General features: G+C 70.2%; 15 protein-coding genes and 1 pseudogene. 6 read left to right on the forward strand and 10 right to left on the reverse strand.

Annotated features, from left to right (window positions below; genetic code table 11):
• Positions 1 to 70 precede the first annotated feature (70 nt).
• Genes AB0J88_RS02185 through AB0J88_RS02205 form a run of 5 tightly spaced genes read right to left on the reverse strand, consistent with a single transcriptional unit; the run spans position 71 to position 5,611 of the window.
• Positions 71 to 928, reverse strand: a complete 858-nt coding sequence (locus AB0J88_RS02185) for a sugar phosphate isomerase/epimerase family protein (protein WP_364360124.1) — start codon at positions 926 to 928, stop codon at positions 71 to 73.
• 5 nt (positions 929 to 933) lie between these two features.
• Complete coding sequence (locus AB0J88_RS02190) at positions 934 to 2,127, reverse strand: substrate-binding domain-containing protein (protein WP_364360127.1); 1,194 nt, start codon at positions 2,125 to 2,127, stop codon at positions 934 to 936.
• A gap of 30 nt (positions 2,128 to 2,157) precedes the next feature.
• Entirely contained in the window at positions 2,158 to 3,150 is a 993-nt protein-coding gene (locus tag AB0J88_RS02195) for an ABC transporter permease (protein WP_364360130.1), read from the reverse strand.
• Entirely contained in the window at positions 3,147 to 4,142 is a 996-nt protein-coding gene (locus tag AB0J88_RS02200; protein WP_364360133.1) for an ABC transporter permease, read from the reverse strand. The genes AB0J88_RS02195 and AB0J88_RS02200 overlap by 4 nt, the downstream gene beginning before the upstream one ends.
• Positions 4,139 to 5,611: a sugar ABC transporter ATP-binding protein gene (locus tag AB0J88_RS02205; protein ID WP_364360136.1), complete on the reverse strand. Its 1,473-nt coding sequence runs from the start codon at positions 5,609 to 5,611 to the stop codon at positions 4,139 to 4,141. Before AB0J88_RS02205 ends, AB0J88_RS02200 begins: the two co-directional genes overlap by 4 nt.
• A 346-nt stretch (positions 5,612 to 5,957) precedes the next feature.
• Here AB0J88_RS02205 and AB0J88_RS02210 point away from each other — a divergent pair, with 346 nt between their 5' ends.
• Entirely contained in the window at positions 5,958 to 9,509 is a 3,552-nt protein-coding gene (locus tag AB0J88_RS02210; protein WP_364360139.1) for a ThuA domain-containing protein, read from the forward strand.
• A gap of 62 nt (positions 9,510 to 9,571) precedes the next feature.
• Here AB0J88_RS02210 and AB0J88_RS02215 read toward each other — a convergent pair whose 3' ends face one another.
• Positions 9,572 to 10,471 (reverse strand): MHYT domain-containing protein, encoded by a 900-nt coding sequence (locus AB0J88_RS02215; protein ID WP_364360142.1) that lies wholly within the window; start codon positions 10,469 to 10,471, stop codon positions 9,572 to 9,574.
• A 134-nt stretch (positions 10,472 to 10,605) separates the two neighbouring features.
• Here AB0J88_RS02215 and AB0J88_RS02220 point away from each other — a divergent pair, with 134 nt between their 5' ends.
• The 3 genes and pseudogenes from AB0J88_RS02220 to AB0J88_RS02230 all read left to right on the forward strand — a co-directional run.
• Complete coding sequence (locus tag AB0J88_RS02220; protein ID WP_364360145.1) at positions 10,606 to 11,541, forward strand: hypothetical protein; 936 nt, start codon at positions 10,606 to 10,608, stop codon at positions 11,539 to 11,541.
• Positions 11,542 to 11,701: 160 nt separating this feature from the next.
• Entirely contained in the window at positions 11,702 to 12,310 is a 609-nt protein-coding gene (locus AB0J88_RS02225) for a glycosyltransferase family 39 protein (protein ID WP_364360223.1), read from the forward strand.
• Positions 12,311 to 12,525: 215 nt separating this feature from the next.
• A pseudogene (locus AB0J88_RS02230) lies at positions 12,526 to 12,977 on the forward strand (glycosyltransferase family 2 protein); the annotation flags it as partial.
• A gap of 6 nt (positions 12,978 to 12,983) precedes the next feature.
• On the opposite strand, the gene AB0J88_RS02235 reads toward AB0J88_RS02230, so the two are convergent.
• Positions 12,984 to 13,559: a helix-turn-helix domain-containing protein gene (locus AB0J88_RS02235; RefSeq protein ID WP_364360148.1), complete on the reverse strand. Its 576-nt coding sequence runs from the start codon at positions 13,557 to 13,559 to the stop codon at positions 12,984 to 12,986.
• A 76-nt stretch (positions 13,560 to 13,635) separates the two neighbouring features.
• On the opposite strand from AB0J88_RS02235, the gene AB0J88_RS02240 reads away from it, so the two are divergent.
• The gene (locus AB0J88_RS02240; RefSeq protein WP_364360151.1) at positions 13,636 to 14,274 is read left to right on the forward strand and encodes an NAD(P)H-binding protein; all 639 of its coding nucleotides are present in this window, start codon (positions 13,636 to 13,638) and stop codon (positions 14,272 to 14,274) included.
• On the opposite strand, the gene AB0J88_RS02245 is transcribed toward AB0J88_RS02240, so the two are convergent.
• Both AB0J88_RS02245 and AB0J88_RS02250 read right to left on the reverse strand, forming a co-directional pair.
• Positions 14,268 to 14,696: a PRC-barrel domain containing protein gene (locus AB0J88_RS02245; RefSeq protein ID WP_364360154.1), complete on the reverse strand. Its 429-nt coding sequence runs from the start codon at positions 14,694 to 14,696 to the stop codon at positions 14,268 to 14,270. The two genes, AB0J88_RS02240 and AB0J88_RS02245, sit on opposite strands and share 7 nt — an antisense overlap.
• Before the next feature lie 20 nt (positions 14,697 to 14,716).
• Positions 14,717 to 15,469 (reverse strand): SDR family oxidoreductase, encoded by a 753-nt coding sequence (locus tag AB0J88_RS02250; RefSeq protein WP_364360157.1) that lies wholly within the window; start codon positions 15,467 to 15,469, stop codon positions 14,717 to 14,719.
• 101 nt (positions 15,470 to 15,570) lie between these two features.
• Here AB0J88_RS02250 and AB0J88_RS02255 point away from each other — a divergent pair, with 101 nt between their 5' ends.
• Positions 15,571 to 16,416: a helix-turn-helix transcriptional regulator gene (locus AB0J88_RS02255; protein ID WP_364360160.1), complete on the forward strand. Its 846-nt coding sequence runs from the start codon at positions 15,571 to 15,573 to the stop codon at positions 16,414 to 16,416.
• Here the strand turns inward: AB0J88_RS02255 and AB0J88_RS02260 are convergent.
• Entirely contained in the window at positions 16,413 to 16,922 is a 510-nt protein-coding gene (locus AB0J88_RS02260; RefSeq protein WP_364360163.1) for a VOC family protein, read from the reverse strand. The two genes, AB0J88_RS02255 and AB0J88_RS02260, sit on opposite strands and share 4 nt — an antisense overlap.
• Between the last annotated feature and the right edge of the window lie 53 nt (positions 16,923 to 16,975).

Genomic DNA, 16,975 nt, shown 5'->3' on the forward strand with positions numbered 1-16,975 from the left:
GCGTCGTCGCAGGGGAACCGGCCTTCCAGCCGGCTGGCCCCCACGTCGATGGTGCGGTCAGCCGTACCTTCTAGAGGTCGGCGCAGACCTCGCGCAGGTAGCGCAGCCCGTTGGTGGCCAGGTCGTCCTGGGACGGCGCGAACGGTCGCCAGATCGAGGCGGCCACCGCGATCGACTCGTTCTCGCCCGTGAAGGACTCGATGCAGATCGGTCCTCGGTAACCCGTCAGCGCCAGCGTGCGCAGCCAGCGCGGCCAGTCGATGTGGTCGTCGCCGGGTGCGCCGCGGTCGCTGCCGCTGACCTGGACGTGCACCAGGCGTGGGCCGGCCGCCCGGATGGCCGCGTACGGGTCGGACTCCTCGATGTTCATGTGGTAGCTGTCGAGCATGATCCCGATGCTGGGCGGCAGGCCCTCGACGGCGGTCAGCGTCTGCTCGACGGTGTTGAGCACCGAGGTCTCGTAACGGTTGAGCGCCTCCAGCCCGATCCGGACCCCGCACGCGCTCGCATGGTCGGCGACGGGGGCCAGCGCGTCCCGCAACGACGCGTAGCAGGCCACCCGTTCCGCGGGCGTCATCCGCCAGACGCGACCGACCGCCGCGTAGGCCGGGCCGCAGACGCTCGGTGCGCCCAGGACCACCGCCGCGTCCACAAGGGAGCGGAGGTAGTCCTGGGTCGCCCGAACCGTGCCGGGATCGGTGTTGACCAGGTCGCGCCCGGGCGGCGTGACCGAGAGGACGGCGGCGGCGGTCAGCCCGTGTGCCGCGAGCAGGTCGCGGGTCTTCTCGGGCTGCCAGTCGCCGAGGTTCTCCACCGGGATCTCGATCGCGTCGAATCCCCAGTTGGCGATCTTCGGCACCAGCGAGGCGAGCGCCGCGTCGTCGACGGGGGACGTCCAGATCCAGGGGTTCGCACCGATCGTGAACATGATGGCTACTTACCGCCCCAGTCGCCCGGGTAGCCCGGGAGGTCGCTGCACCCGCACATCGCGTAGTGCAGCGGCGGCATGCTGGGGTCGACGTACTGCGACAGGTTGGCGTCCGTGATGGTCGGCTGGGGCAGCTTCCACGGGCTCGGCACCTGCTCGCCCTTGAGGATCTTCAGAGCGGCGATCACCGGCGTACGCCACTGGTAGGTGGGGTAGGTCGGCGCCACCGCGGTGAGCTTCTTGTCCTGCCACATGCGCAGGAAGTCCTGCTGGTCCTCGCCCACGATCGCCGGGAACGGCTTGCCGGCGTCCTCGAACGCCTCCGCCGCGGCGACGGACGTGGCGCCGGCGTCCATCCAGACGCCGTCGATGTTGCCGAAGCGCTGGATGTAGTTGTTGACGATGGTCTTGGTCTTGGCCGCGTCGCCGTCGGTGAACTCCACGCCGACGACCTTGAGCTGCGACTTGTCGAAGGCCACCTTGGCCGCACCCCAACGGGCTTCCAGCACGTCGACGCCCGGCAGGATGCGCAGCGCCAGGATGTTGCCGCCCGGCTTGACCTTCTCGACCAGGAACTCGGCGCCGGCGGCCCCGAACGCGTACCCGCCGATCGGGTTGATGAACGTGACCGGGCACTTGGTGTTGACGCCGCGGTCGAAGACGATCACCGGCACCTTGGCGCACGCCTGCTCGACGGCCGGGGTGAGCGTCGCGGTCGTGTTGGGCGACACGATCAGCGCGTCACAGCCCTTGCCGAGCAGGTCGGTGATGTCGGAGATCTGCTTGTCGTCCTTGCTCTCGGCGTCGGCCACCTGGAACGACTTGATCTCCGGGTGCAGCTTGACCTCGGCCTGCATGTTCTTGAAGCCGACCTGCCGCCACGGGTTGCCGACGCCGGCGTTCGAGAAGCAGAGGTTGTACGGCCCGGCCTTCTTGTATTTGGCCGTGTCGGCGTTCTGTGGGTTGAGCGCCTGTTCCCACGGCTTGTCCGAGGGTCCGGTCGCGCTGGCCGTGCGCAGTGCGATCTCGTTGTCGTAGTCCGCTTGGACGAAGAATTCCGACGTCTCACCGGTGCCGGCTCCCGCGTCCGCGGAAGCGCTGGCGCTCGGGTTGGTGGCCGGCACGTCGCTGGCGCAGCCCGCCAGGATCATGGCCGTGCCGGTCAGTGCGGCAAGGGCAGTACCTGTTCTTTTGCGCAACTCTCCTCCTGGAGGTGGTGGGTGCGTGGGTCAGGTGCGTGCCCGTAGCCCGCCGATGGCCACGGCAGCGAGGATGATCAGGCCCTGCACCGCGGACGCGAGCGCGCCGGCGACGCCGAGCAGGTTGAGCAGGGTCAACAGGGTTTGCAGCGTGAGCGCGCCGAGCATGGCGCCCACGACGGAGCCGCGACCGCCGCCGAGGACCACGCCGCCGAGCACGACCGCGGTGATCGCGGTGAACTCCAGCCCGGCACCGACCTGGAAGCTCACCCCGCCGAAGCCGCCGAGCAGGATCGCCGCGACGGCCGCGCAGCCGCCGCTGATCACGAACGCGATGGTGCGCACGCCGGCCACCCGCCCGCCGGCCAGCCGGGCCGCGCGCGGGTTGTCGCCGACGGCCAGCAGCACCTTGCCGAAGTCCGAGCGCATCGCCAGGATCGCCAGCGCGGCCAGGACGAGCAGGATCAGCACCGCATAGGGAATTTCGCCCAGCCAGGGCACGCCCTCGATGCCGCGCCGGCCGAGCATCCGGAACTCCTCGGACAGCGCGCCGCGGGGCGAGCCGCCGGTCCAGGTGTAGACCGCCCCGACCAGGATCAGGTACATGCCGAGGGTGGTGATGAACGACGGCACCAGCAGCCGCGTGGTGACCAACCCGTTGACCAGGCCGACCAACAGGCCGAAGCCGAGCACCAGGGCGACCACCGGCCACGTCGCGGACGGGTCGCCGTCGATCATCCGGGCCGCGATCACCACCTCGGCGGTGACCAGGGAGCCGACCGACAGGTCGAAGTCGCCGGCGACGATCACGAAATATTGCCCGGCGGCCAGGATGATCAGCGGTGCGGCGCGCTTGAGGAAGGCGAGCAGGGCCGGCGGGTCGTAGAAGTCGGGTTGCCGGATGCCGACCGCGATCAGCAGCAACGCCAGGATCACCACGACGGGCAGGATGCTGCCGGCACCCCAGCGGCCGCGGCGGGACTGGCCGAGGGTGGCGGGTCCGGTGGGTGCCTCGACCGTCATGCCGCCGCCGCCTTCCGGACCACCTTGCGGCGCAGCCGCAGGGCGTAGATCGCGACCGCCGCGACGATGACCACGCCGCGGACCACCTGCTTGAAGAACGGGTCGACGGCGAGCTGGTTGAAGATGCCGTCGATGACGGCGAGCAGCAGCACGCCGCCGACCGTGCCGGCGACCCCGCCCTTGCCACCGGCCAGCACCGTGCCGCCGAGCACCACCGCCGCGATCGACTCCAGGTCGTAACCGCCCTCGGCGCCGACCCGCGGCGCGCCGGCGCCGAGCCGGCTGGCCAGGTAGAGACCGGCGATGCCGGCGCAGAGCGAGCAGACGATGTGCGTGCGGATCAGCACCCAGTCGGTGCGGACCCCGGAGAGCCGGGCGACGTCGAGGTCGCCGCCGGTGGCGATCAGGTGGTGCCCGAAGCGGCTGCGCTTGATGACCAGCCAGGCCACCGCCGCGACGCCGATGAAGAGCAGGAACGCCACCGGCACCGGGCCGACGCGGTCGTAGCCCAGGTGCTGGAACGAGACCGGGACCGATCCGGCCGGGCCGGCGTAGCCCTGCTCCAGGTAGCCCTTGATCAGGAGCCCGACGCCCAGCGTGGCGATGAAGGCGTTGATCCGCAGCTTGGTGATCAGCAGACCGTTGACCAGGCCGATCGCGCCGGACACGGCGACCACGGCCAGGATCGCCGGCAGCACCCGGCCGTCGCTGCCGGCCATCGTCTCGGCCGCGATCAGGGAGGTCAGGCTGATGACGTACGCGACGGAGAGGTCGAGCGAGCCGGCCAGGATCGCGAACGTCTGCCCGACGGCGACGATGCCGAGCCCGGCCGCGCGCTGCAAGAGGCTCACAGTGCTGTTCTGGCCGAACAGCGAGCCGCCGTCGGTCGCGACCAGGATGCCGCCGATGATCAACGTCATGCCGAGCGCGAGCCAGACGCCGTTCGTGGAGTCGATTCGCGGCCGGCGCAGGGTTTCCGAGAGGGTGGTCATGCGGGCACCTCGTGCGGGGTGCCGGTGGCCAGGCTCAGGACCGCCTCCTCGCTCGCGTCGCCGGGCAGCTCCCCGGCCAGGGCACCGTCGCGCATGACGACGATCCGGTCGCTCATGCCGAGCAGCTCGGGCAGCTCCGACGAGATCATCAGAACGGCGGCTCCCTTGTCGGCCAGGTCGCGGATCAGCTCGTGGATGGCGGCCTTGGCGCCGACGTCGATGCCCCGGGTCGGCTCGTCGAACAGCAGCACGCGCGGCTTCATCGCCAGCCAGCGGGCCAGCACGACCTTCTGCTGGTTGCCGCCGGACAGATAGCGGACCTCCTGGTCGGCGCCGGCCGCGTGCACCTCGACCGCCGCGAGCAGGTCGCGCACGCTGGTGGTGCGGGCTCCGCCGCCGAACCACCGCGGTGTGGCGGCGCGGCTGGCCAGCAGGGCGTTGTCGAGCACCGACTGGCTCAGCGCCAGACCCTCGCCCTTGCGGTCCTCGGTGACGTACGCGATGCCGGCCCGGACCGCCTGTCGCGGCGACCGCGGTCGCACCGGTTTGCCGTCGAGGGTCATCTGCCCGGCGCTGAAGCCCGGGGCGCCGAACAGCGCGCGGGCCAACGCTGAGCGTCCTGACCCTTGCAGGCCGCCGACCCCGAGCACCTCGCCGGAGCGCAGCTCGAGGTCGATCGGGCGGAGGCGGCCGTTGCCGGCTCCGGCCAGCGTCACCAGCGCGGTGCCGGGCTTGCTGGCCTTGGGCGGGTAGTAGCTGGCGAGCTCGCGGCCGACCATGTGCCGGACCAGCGCCTCCGGCGTCGCGTCGGCCGTGTCGACGGTGACCACCCGGCGGCCGTCCTTGAGCACGGTGATCCGGCTGGAGAGGTCGAACACCTCGGCGAGCCGGTGCGAGACGTAGAGGATGCCGATGCCCCGGGCCTGGAGGCGGCGGACCAGCGCGTAGAGCAGCTCGACCTCGTGGTCGGCCAGCGCCGCGGTCGGCTCGTCCATGATCAGGACACGGGCGTCGAGGGAGAGCGCCTTGACGATCTCGACCACCTGCTGCTGCGCGACGCCGAGCGCTCCGACCCGGTCGGTGGGACGCACCGTCTCGGCGCCTACGGAGGCCAGCAGCTCGGCCGTGCGTTCCCGCATGGTCCGGCGGTCGACCAGGCCGCGCCGCGTGGGCTCGCGGCCCAGGAACACGTTCTCGGCGACGGTGCGCTCCGGGAGCAGGTTGAACTCCTGGTGGATGATGCCGACTCCGGCCGCCTGTGCCGCGCGGGGGTTGTGCAGGAGGACCGGCTCGCCGCCGATCCGCACGCTGCCGCTGTCGGGCTGGTACACGCCGGACGCGATCTTCATCAACGTCGACTTGCCGGCGCCGTTCTCGCCGACTACGGCATGTACTTCGCCGGGATGCACGTCAATGTCGACATTGGACAATACGGACACACCGTAGAACGACTTTCCGACGTCGTGCATCGCTAGGAGCGCGTCCGGTGGTTCAGGCGAATCCATTGTGATCACCGAAACTTTCGCTTGCCAGGCATGAGCTTTTGCTGAGCTGACCGAAAGCGCCATTGGCGTCGCATCGTAAGCGGCTGAACACAGGCCGATCAAGACCGTAACCGGCCGGACGCGATCACAGTTCTGCATTGATTGATCTATAGGCGCGACCGGAGGCCGTTGACGGGCCGCCGGGAAACGCGCCAGACTCATTCGCGTCGATGCGCAGCGATGCCTCGACCCTCACGCGCGGACTTCGGCGGACGCGTTGCACCCCACGCCCTCCTGTACGCCCTGGCACGGCATCCCAGAAGGAGACCGCATGCGCCGCCGCAGACCCGTCCTCACCCTGCTCACGATCGTCGTCACGCTGCTCGGCCTCGGCATCGTCCAGGCACCCGCCCAGGCCGCACCCGCCTTCCGGGCGCTGGTGTTCAGCGAGACCGCCGGCTACCGGCACGACTCGATCGCCGCGGGCGTCACGATGTTCACGCAACTGGCCTCGGCCAACAACTTCGAGGTGGTGTTCAGCGAGGACTCCACCGTGCTCAACACCAGCAACCTCAACACGTTCGACGTGCTGGTGATGTTCCAGACCTCGGGCATGGTGTTCGACAACGACTCGCAGCGCACCGCTGTGCAGAGCTATCTGCGGTCGGGCAAGGGGATCGTCGCGATCCACAACGCGACCGACATGGGCATCGACACCACGTTCCCGTGGTGGGACCAGACGATCAACGGCGGCGCGCACATGCCGTCGCACTCGCCGGGCTCGTTGCAGGGCTACGCGCGCGTCGCCGACAAGGCCCACCCGTCGACCGCGGGCCTGCCGGACAACTGGCAGCGCACCGAGGAGTGGTACAACTTCGACGTCAACGCGCGGGGCAACGTGCACGTGCTGGTCACCGCCGACGAGCGCACCTACAACCCCGGCTCCGACGCGATGGGCATCGACCACCCGATCTCCTGGTGTCGCGAGACCGAGGGCGGCAAGGTGTGGGCGACCGCGATGGGGCACGACATCGCGTCGTACAGCGAGACGAACTTCCGCAACCACATCCTCGGTGGCGTGCGGTACGCGGCGGGCAACCTGCCCGGCGACTGCGGCGGCACGGTGTGGGGCAACTTCGAGAAGGTCAGCCTCGACTCCAACACGGTCGACCCGATGGCGCTGGACATCGCACCGGACGGCCGGGTCTTCTACGTGCAACGGGCCGGGCAGATCAAGATCTTCAAGCCGGCGCAGCAGAGTACGGTCACGGCCGGCGCGCTGTCGGTCTACACCGGCGGTGAGGACGGTCTGGTCGGCATGGCGCTGGACCCGAACTTCGCCAGCAACGGCTGGATCTATCTCTACTACTCGCCGTCCTCCTCGTCGACGGACGTCAACCGGCTGTCCCGGTTCACGGTCAGCGGCGACACGGTCAACCTGTCCAGCGAGGTCGTGCTGCTGTCGGTGCCGGCCTATCGCGACCGGACCTTCCCGGAGCCCGGGCACACCGGCGGTTATGTCGCCTTCGGGCCGAACGGCAACCTGTACCTGTCGACCGGTGACGACACCCCGCCCAACCTCGACCCGGCCTGGCAGGGTTACGCGCCGCTCGACTGGCGGTCCGGCAAGTCCAACCTGGACGCCGCTCGCAGCGCGGGCAACACCAACGACCTGCGCGGCAAGATCCTGCGGATCCACCCCGAGACGAACGGGACGTACACGATCCCGAGTGGCAACCTGTTCGCGCCCGGCACCGCGCTCACGCGGCCGGAGATCTACGCGATGGGCTTCCGCAACCCCTTCCGGTTCGAGGTCGACAAGCAGACCGGCTGGATCAACATGGCCGACTACGGGCCGGACCGCGGCCTGCCGACCACCAACCGCGGCCCAGAGGGCCTGGTCGAGCTCAACGTCATCAAGCAGGCGGGCAACTTCGGCTGGCCGTTCTGCCATGGCAACAACCAGGCGTACGCGCCGTACAACCCGGACACCGGCGTGGTCGGCTCGAAGTTCAACTGCAACGCGCCGGTCAACGACTCACCCAACAACACCGGGCTGCGGGTGCTGCCGTCCCTGGTGCAGCCGCAGATCTGGTACGGGTACGGCGCCTCGTCGCAGTTCCCGGAGATGGGCGAGGGCGGTGCGGCGCCGATGGGCGGGCCGGTCTACCGCTACAACGCCTCCAGCACCTCGGCGACGAAGTTCCCCGCGTACTACAACGGCGTCCACTTCTTCTACGAGTGGGCGCGCAACTACGTCAAGGAGATCCACTTCGACTCCTCGGGCAACCTGGTGAAGATCAACCCGTTCCTGCCGGGTGAGTTCTTCAACAAGCCGATGGCGATGCGGTTCGGACCGGACGGGTCGCTCTACCTGCTCGAGTGGGGTGCCAACTTCGGCGGCGGCAACAACGACTCCGGGCTCTACCGGATCGACTACGTCAAGGGTGGTCGGGCTCCGGTCGCGGTGGCGACGGGCACGCCGACGAACGGCCTCTCGCCGCTGACCGTGCAGTTCTCCAGCGCTGGCACGCACGACCCGGACACCGGCGACACGGTCAGCTACGCGTGGGACTTCGAGAGCAACGGCAGCACCGACTCGACGGCCGCGAACCCGTCGAAGACGTATACGACCAATGGGAACTACGTGGCGAAGCTGACCGTCACCGACAACACCGGCCGGTCGTCGTTCGCCAACGTGCCGATCACCGTCGGCAACAACGCGCCGGTGGTGACCATCACCGGGCCGCCGAACGGCGGGATGCTCGACTTCGGGCAGAACGTGGCGTATTCGGTGACGGTGACCGACGCGCAGGACGGCACGGTCAACTGCCAGCGGGTGCTGACGAACCCGGCGCTCGGGCACGACGACCACGAGCACGGCACCACCGACCTGCCCGGCTGCTCGGGCACCGTGTCGACCGGCAACCTCGGTGGGCACCCGGACGGCGCCAACCTGTTCTACGTGCTGAACGCCCGTTACCAGGACAACGGGAACGGCTCGGTGTCGCCGCTGACCGGCTATGCCAAGGCGATCCTCCAGCCGAAGCACAAGCAGGCCGAGTACTACACGGCGCAGTCCGGCACCCGGATCGTCGCGCAGTCCGGCGCGGAGAGCGGTAGCCGGATCGGCGACATCAGCAACAACGACTGGATCATGTTCGACCCGATGAGCCTGTCCGGCATCAGCACGGTCAGCTACCGCGTCTCGTCGCCTTCGGGCGGCGGCAGCATCGAGCTGCGGGCGGACTCGCCGACGGGCACCTTGCTGGCCACGAACACGGTTGCGGCAACCGGGGGCTGGGACACCTACGTGCAGCAGGCCGCGGTCAACGTGGCGGCGCTGTCCGGCACGCACAAGCTCTACATGGTGTTCAAGACCAGCTCGGGGAACAACTTCGACGTGGACTCGTTCACCTTCGGCGGCAACGGCGTCGGCACCACGCCGGCCGGCGGCATCGCGGGTCGGACGTACACGTTGACCGCCAACCACAGCAACAAGCTGGCGGATGTCAGTGGCGTCTCGACCGCGGACAACGCGGTCGTGCACCAGTGGGCCGCGACCGGCGGCGCCAACCAGCGCTGGCAGGCCGTCGACGCCGGCAGCGGCAGCGTCTATCTCAAAGCTGTCCACAGTGGCAAGTGCATGGCGGTGACCGGCGGCTCGACCGCCGACGCCGCCGCGGTGGTGCAGCTGACCTGCAACAACCAGACCAACCAGCAGTGGACGCCGGTCTTGTCCAGCGGGGTCTACCAGTTCCGGGCGGTGCACAGCGCCAAGTGCCTCGACGTCAACGGCGGCTCGACGGCCGACGGCGCGGCGCTGATCCAATGGCCCTGCCGCACCGCGACGAACCAGCAGTGGCGCTTGACGCAGCAGTGAGAGCGGAAGGGACCCTGGTCAACGCGCTGTGTTGACCAGGGTCCCTTCCGCTGCGGAAAGCCTCAGTACGGTGCCCGCGCCTCCCGGCGGCGGAGGCCGGGGGTGATGGGCATGTCGAGGCGGATCGGCTCGGTCGCCGTCGTTCTCGCCGTCGCCGGCGCGGCGAAGCCGGCGACGGCCAGGCCGACCGGTTCCGGCTCGGTCACCGTCGCGGGGCCGTCTCCGGCGAACTCCTCGGTGGTCATCGCCTGCAGCGCCACCGTCGCCATCACCGTCATCGTCACCGCGGCGATCACGGCGACGGCGACGATCAGGACGAGCGGCCGCACGCCCGTCACCACGGTCAGGCCCGTCTGGTCGAGCTCGAAGCCGATCCCGGCCATCGCGGTGTAGTGCATACCGCTGACGCCGGCCGCCAGCACGGCGGACGCGGCGGCGATCGGCAGCCGGCCGGTGACCGTGACGCTGAACCACAGCGCCGCGGTGGCCGCGAGCACCGCGATCACCGCGGACAACGCGACCAGCTGCGGTTGAAAGGTGAGCTCGCCGGCCACGTTGACCGCGGCCATGCCGGTGTAGTGCATGCCGAGCAGCCCGGTGCCGGTCATCGCGCCGGCCCGCAGGATCTGGGCCAGGCTGGGCTGGCCGTGACCGACGAGGAAGAGCCCGACCCCGACGGCGGCCAGCGAGAGGGCGAGACTGATTGCGGTCAGCCCGGAGCTGTAGCGCACGGCGCTGCTCTCGACGTCGAAGCCGAGCATGGCGGTGAAGTGGGCGAGCCAGACGCCGGCGCCGCCGATCGCCACGGTCGCGATGGTCAGCCACTTCACGCGGGCGGCACCTTCGCGCACCGACCGGGCGCGGGCGGTGCAGTAGAGGCCGACCAAGGCACCCGTCACGGAGACCGCGTACGCGAAGCCCGGGTTGAGCCAGCCGTTCGTGAAGTGGTGGACGTCTGCCATGCGAGCAGTGAGCCAGCTGGATAAGGTGGGTTGTCGCACATCTCGTCCGTCACCCACCCGATCGAGGTGGCTTAGGGTAAATGTCCTTTTGGCCCGTTGACCCGCGCAAGTGGCCGCGCATACGGTCGCTCGCCGTGAGACCACACATTCGACGGCACGGCTGGCCGGTCGCCGCGGTGGTGAGCGGTGCGGCCGTCATCGCGCTGGCCGGCACCCTCTCCGCACACGCCGAACGCTCCCCGGACGCGTCCGGAGGCCTGGCCGAGCGCACCGGCACCGGTTGGCGCGACTCCGACAACGGCTGGTCGCAGCCCGCTACGCCACCGTCGACCCGGTCAGCGACCGCCCGCCCGGCGCCGCCGGAAGCCGTGCCCGAACGGTTCGTCACCCTGCCCCCGGGCGCCGAGCTTCCGTCCGGGGCGCAGTGCGCGACCTGGGTGCGGGCGAAGCCGTCGGCGGAGAACAAGCGCATGAACCTCATGGCGAACGCGGCCACCGGGCACCGGATCGGGGCCGACATCTTCGACGACGACCGCGCGGACAGCCTGGTCGCGACGCGGGTCGACGGCGCGTTCACCGGCTCCACGAAGGACATCCTGCGGTGGGCGGCATGCAAGTGGGGCGTCGACGAGGACCTGGTCTTCGCCCAGGCCGCGATCGAGAGCTGGTGGCGGCAGACGGTGTACGGCGACTACACCAGTGACCGCCAGCGGTGCGCGCCCGGGCACGGGTTGGGCGACGACGGCCGGCCCGGGCAGTGCCCGGAGAGCTTCGGCATCTTGCAGGACCGGCATCCGTACCAGAAATCGGCCTGGCCGGGCGTGGCCCGCTCGACGGCGATGAACGCCGACCTGGCGTACGCCATCTGGCGGGGTTGCTTCGAGGGCTATGAAGGTTGGCTGGGCAAGGAGGAGCGGGGCAGCGCCTACGCCGCCGGTGACCAGTGGGGCTGTGTCGGGCGCTGGTACAGCGGGCGCTGGCACACGGCCGACAGCGAGGACTACATCGCCAAGGTCAAGGACTACCTGAAGCGCCGGATCTGGGAGACCCGCGACTTCCAACAGCCGTGATCTTTCGTACGGCCGGATGCAACCGATCTTCGTGAGGCGGAGTTCTGGGTGGCATGCGGGTTGATCCCACCTCCGAGGCCTTCGTCGAACGGCTCTACCGCGTCCTTCTCGGGTCGGCTCTGGCGATCGGCGTCTTCCCTACCTCGCGCTGACCGCGAACCTGCACTACGACCAGGTCGCGCCGGTCGGCTGGCTCTGGTTGGAGAAGACCCTGCTCGAGGTGGTCGGATCCGACGACCGGGTGATCCGACTTCCGGCCTGTCTGGGTGCGCTGGCCGTGCTCGGGCTCGGTGCCTTCATCGCCCGCCGGGCGATCGGGCGGGCCGGCGCGGTCGCGGTCGCCGCCCTGCTGGCGGTGTCTCCGTCGTTGCTGGTCTACGCGGGCGAGCTCATGCAGCACGCCTTCGAGGCCGCGGTGGCGCTCGCGCTGCTGGTCGCCGGCGCTTGGGCGCACTCGGCGATTCCCGGCGAACCCCTTCGTTCGCGGGCGTCGCTCGTGTGGATCGCGGTGACCGGGGTCGCGGTGTTCGTGTCCTACAGCGCGACCCTGGTGACGGCGGCGGTCACGGTCGCCCTCGTCGGGCTGCACGCGATGCGGCGGGCGTGGGGCGACGCCGGTCTGCAGGCCGCGCTGTCCGCACCGGCCGGTCTCACCGCCGCGTTCCTGGTGAGCTGGCGCCACCTGTTCTCGTTCTACCCGGACCAGGCCGACTATTTCGACTACGGCACGGCGCCCGAGGGCGCGGGGCCGGCCGAGATCGTGGCCTAGCTGCCGAAGATGTGGACCACGTTCGTCGCGTCGCCGTTGATGTGGCGGTTCGGCGGGCTGGTTCTGCTGCTCATGGTCATCGGGGTCGGCGCTCTGTGGCGCCGTGACCGGAGGGTCTGGGCAACCATGCTGGCCATGGTCTTCCTCGCCGCGGTCGGTGCCGCTGCCCTGCGAGGGTTTCCGGCCGTCGCCCGGCCAGCGATCTATCTCATCGCAAGGGTGCGGCGATCAAGACCGCGGTCGACAGCGCCGAGGGTGACTACCCGGTCATCCTGGACATCCCCAAGCTGCTCGCGCCGGTGCTGGACGGGCGGGCTCAGGTGGCAACCGGACCTTCGGCAGCCACAGCGCCTACAGCTTCTGGTACGTGATGGGCAAAAAGGCCGTCACCACGGCGGCGAACGTGCTCTTCAACTCGTACATCGGTGATCTGGAGACGTGCTTCAAGCTGTTGCCGGTGTCGTTGTACCGGTCTCTGGACGTCAGGTCGCGGGGCTTCGGCACGGAGGCCGAGGTGACCGGCAAGCTGCTGCGGCGCAAGATCCGCCCGTACGAGGTGCCGATCAGCTACCGCGTCCGTGGTCGCGAAGAGGGCAAGAAGATCACCTGGAAAGACGGCGTCGAAGCACTGTGGATTCTCGGTCGCGAGCGCGCCCGGAGGCGCTGACCAGGCTCAGCGCAGCGAGGTGGCGACCAGCTCGGCGAACGCCTTGGCGGCCTGGTCGTCGCGGCGGCGCTCCGACCATTGCATGTGGCCGAGGAAGGCGTGCTGGAAGCAGGCGCCGACGAGCAGGGCGGCGGCCGCGTCCAGATCGGCCTTCGGGCCGACTGAGCCGTTGGCCTGTTGGCGGCGCAGGTAGTCGACCACCTCCTCGTTGACCTTGTGTGGGCCGGCGCCGACCTGGCGCAGCGCCGCGGTGTGTGCGGCCAGGATCGTCGGCTCGGAGAAGATCGAGGCGAGCATCGGGAAGCTGTCGGTGTAGAACGCGATCGCCGCTTCCGCGATCGCGGTCAGGCCTTCCACCAGGTCGTCGTCGTCGCGCCCCGTCGCGCGGACGAGCTGTGCCATGGCCGGCGACCGCTCGCGCAGCACGGAGACCAGCAGGTCGACCTTGTTCTCGAAGTACTTGTAGAGCGTGGCCTCCGAGTAGCCGGCCTCCCTGGCGATCTCACGGGTAGTCGTCTTGGCCATGCCACGGTGGCGGATGACCCCGGCGGCTGCGTCGAGGATCACGTCCCTGGTGTCCACTGGGCTCCCTTGACAGGTTAGTAAGCGCTCACCATCCTAGTGGTTAGTAAGCGCTCACTAACCACGGGAGGCAGCCATGAAACTGACCGTTCTCGGAGCGACGGGCGGCACGGGCCAGCACGTCGTGCGCCGAGCGCTCGATGCGGGCCACCATGTCACGGCGGTGGTACGCGACCCGGCCCGGCTGCCGGTCCCCGCCGACCCGCGGCTCGAGGTGGCCGTCGCGGACGTGTTCGACCCAGACTCGATCGCGGCCTCGGTGAGCGGGCGCGACGCCGTCGTCGACACCCTGGGTCCGCGGCCCAAGACCGAGGCGACCGTGTGCTCGCGGGGAGCCGCGGCGGTGGTGGCCGCGATGAGCGCGAGCAACCCGGCGGCCCGGCTGCTGGTGGTCACCGGCAGTGGCCACGTGCGGGACGCGGGGGACGGGCCGTTCACCCGCTACCTGTTCAAACCGCTGATCGGGAGCACTCTGCTGAAGAAGCAGTTCGACGACTTCGCGCTCACCGAGCGGATGGTCTTCGGCAGCAAGCTGCGGTGGACGGTGCTCCGGCCGCCGCAGCTCACCGACGGGCCGCGCAAGCCCTACCGGACCGCCGTCGATCGCAACGTCCGCGGCGGGCTCCGGCTGTCGCGGGCCGACCTGGCCGACGCGATCATGGTCGCGCTCGGCGACCCACGGACGGTGGGCCGCGTCGTCGGCCTCGGCTACTGAGGGCGGTACGTGTCGCCGTAGTAGTTCGCCAGGCGGTCCCGGTAGTCGGGGGCGTCGGCGTACTCGGGTGCTTCACGGATCTGTTCCTTGGTGCGGTCGATGTGCACCGTGCGCTCGCGGTGGTCGACCCGCTCGACCACGCCGGCCGGCAGCAGGACCTTGCGGCCGAAGATCCACGGACCGGTGTCCACCACCAGGTCGGTGTCGGTCGCCTGGTCGACCTGGCCGATCTCGCCGTCGACGGCCTGCACGGCGTAGCCCGTCAGGTCGAGGGAGAAGCCGGGGCCGCCCTCGTCGGCGGCCTCGACCGTGCGGGCGCGGTCCCGGTCGCCGGGTTCGTCTGGTCCGTTGTCCGGCGTGGTCTGGTCGTGGCCACCCCCGAGAGCGGGGGTGGGCCACGCCCACGCGTTGAAGGTCTCCACGAGACCCATCTACCCCGAACTCACCAGGCCAGAACCCCGTTCTGGTCACCGTCGTGGGTGATCAGGTGGCCCCAGAGGAGCCCGGACGGGCCGTCGGCGGGCAACGTGGCCAGGTGCGCGCACACCCGCGCCGCCTGCTCCGGCGTACGGAAGCCGTGGTGGGAGTTGAAGTCGGTCGCGGTGTAGCCCGGGTTCGCCGCGTTCACCTTGATCGGGGTGTCCCGGAGCTCCTTGGCGTACATGGCGGTGATCATGTTGAGGGCCGCCTTCGAACTGGGGTACGGCACGGAGGTCAGCGCGAACAGCGGGCTCGCCAGGTCCGTCATCGAGGAGATCGAGCCCACCTCGCTCGACACGTTGACGATCCGAGCCGCCGGTGCCAGCCGCAGCAGCGGCAGGAACGCGTTGGTGACCGAGACGACGCCGTACACGTTGGTCTCGAAGACCTCCCGCATCGTCGGGAGGGTCGTCGCGCTGGGGGCCCCGGTGGCGCCGTCGGCGCGCACGATGCCCGCGTTGTTGACCAGGACGTCGAGCCGGCCGAACTCGGCCGTGACCAGGTCGGCCGCCGCCGCGACGCTGCCCTCGTCGGTGACGTCCAGGGCGACGAACCGGGCATCCAGCCCGGCGCCGGTCAGCTCCTTGGCGGCCGCCGCGCCGCGGCCCTCGTCCCGGGCGCCGACCAGGACGGTCATGCCGAGCTCGCCGAGGGCGCGCGCCGTCGCGTACCCGATGCCCTTGTTCGCGCCGGTGATCAAAGCGATCTGTGTCATGCCGTCGAGCCTCGCGGCCCCGAGCGCGGCGCGGCAGGACTGGTGCTGCCTGGTATCGGCCGTACCACCCACGTCGCCGCCGGACGAGGCACCCTTGAGCGGTGACGGTCAACCGGTCCGAGCTCGCCGCATTCCTGCGCACCCGCCGCGCGCGACTGCGGCCCTCCGACGTCGGGCTGCCCGGCAGCGGCACCGGGCCGCGGCGCACGCCCGGCCTTCGTCGCCAGGAGGTCGCCGAGCTGGCCGGGATGTCGATCGACTACTACATCCGGTTGGAGCAGGGGCGCGGGCCGCAGCCGTCCCGGCAGGTGCTGGCCGCGCTCGCGCGGGCGCTGATGTTGACCATCGACGAGCGGGAGTACCTCTTCCGGATGGCCGGTGAGACGCCGCCGTCCGTGGTCGGGCCGAGCCGCGAGCTGCTGCCGGCCATCCGCCACCTGCTCGACACGATGCCGCTGACGCCGGCGTACGTGGTCGACGCGAAGTACGACCTGCTGGCCTGGAACTCGCTCGCGACCCGCTTCATCGGCGACCTGTCGGCGTACCCGCTGGACGACCGCAACATGATCCGCTGGATGTTCCGCCGGCCGCCGGACGACATGCACTGGCGCGACGAGGACGCGCTGGCCTTCACCGCCGCGTCGGTCGCCGACCTGCGAGCCGCGTACGCCCGCTATCCCGGTGATCCAGGCATCGAGCAGCTGGTCACGGAGCTGCTGCTCTCGCCGCTGTTCGCCCGGCTCTGGGCCAGCCACGACGTGGCCGTGCGGCGCGGGGTGCGCAAGCGGGTCGACCATCCGGACGTCGGCCCGCTCGAGTTCGAGTGCCAGGTGCTGCACATCAGCGACAGCGACCAACGCATGATCGTCTACTGTGCCGAGCCGGGCTCACCGACCGAAGCCGCCTTCCGCCGCCTGGCGTCCCTGCCCGCGCCGCGCCCGGCCTAGGGAGTCGTCGCGCCCCAGTCCTCGGGCTTCGTGTCGTGCAGGTGCTGGCTGAACATCCAGCGGTGGCCCTCCGCGTCTTCGACCCGGTAGCTGCGGACGCCGTACGGCTGGTCCTCGGGCTCGCTGAGCAGCTTGGCGCCGGCGGCCCGGGCGCGTTCGGCGTGGGCGTCCACGTCGTCGACGTAGATCATCACTCCGTTGACCACCCACGGCTGCTCGGTCCAGCGCATCGCGACCGTGCAGTGCTCGCGGTGGTGTCTCGGGCTCGCGTAGCCGATGCCCTGCGGCGTCGCGAGCGCGATCACCGCGTCGCCGAGGGCCAGCTCCGCGTGCCCGATCGAGCCGTCGTCCGCGGTCAGCCGCATCCGCTCGGTGAAGCCGAACGCGGCACACAGGAACTCGATGGCCGCCACGCCGTTCTCGTACGCGAGCATCGGGATGATCGCCGCCGGGTAGTCGCTGGGGCGGGTGTTGCGCTCCGGCCCCGTCTCGGTCTCTGTGGTCATGTCCCGAACGGTATCGATGCGGGCCGCGTCACGCTTGGACAAATGGGAACCCG

Origin of the sequence: Asanoa sp. NPDC049475 (genome assembly GCF_040676915.1) — a bacterium.
Taxonomy (GTDB): domain Bacteria; phylum Actinomycetota; class Actinomycetes; order Mycobacteriales; family Micromonosporaceae; genus Asanoa.

What these genes read in the sequence shown, in the direction of transcription:
- AB0J88_RS02260 (WP_364360163.1), bottom strand. Translation starts at nt 16,922, where the DNA reads ATGACCACAGAGACCGAGACGGGGCCGGAGCGCAACACCCGCCCCAGC.
- AB0J88_RS02200 (WP_364360133.1), bottom strand. Translation starts at nt 4,142, where the DNA reads ATGACCACCCTCTCGGAAACCCTGCGCCGGCCGCGAATCGACTCCACG.
- AB0J88_RS02240 (WP_364360151.1), top strand. Translation starts at nt 13,636, where the DNA reads ATGAAACTGACCGTTCTCGGAGCGACGGGCGGCACGGGCCAGCACGTC.
- AB0J88_RS02250 (WP_364360157.1), bottom strand. Translation starts at nt 15,469, where the DNA reads ATGACACAGATCGCTTTGATCACCGGCGCGAACAAGGGCATCGGGTAC.
- AB0J88_RS02205 (WP_364360136.1), bottom strand. Translation starts at nt 5,611, where the DNA reads ATGCACGACGTCGGAAAGTCGTTCTACGGTGTGTCCGTATTGTCCAAT.
- AB0J88_RS02195 (WP_364360130.1), bottom strand. Translation starts at nt 3,150, where the DNA reads ATGACGGTCGAGGCACCCACCGGACCCGCCACCCTCGGCCAGTCCCGC.
- AB0J88_RS02210 (WP_364360139.1), top strand. Translation starts at nt 5,958, where the DNA reads ATGCGCCGCCGCAGACCCGTCCTCACCCTGCTCACGATCGTCGTCACG.
- AB0J88_RS02215 (WP_364360142.1), bottom strand. Translation starts at nt 10,471, where the DNA reads ATGGCAGACGTCCACCACTTCACGAACGGCTGGCTCAACCCGGGCTTC.
- AB0J88_RS02185 (WP_364360124.1), bottom strand. Translation starts at nt 928, where the DNA reads ATGTTCACGATCGGTGCGAACCCCTGGATCTGGACGTCCCCCGTCGAC.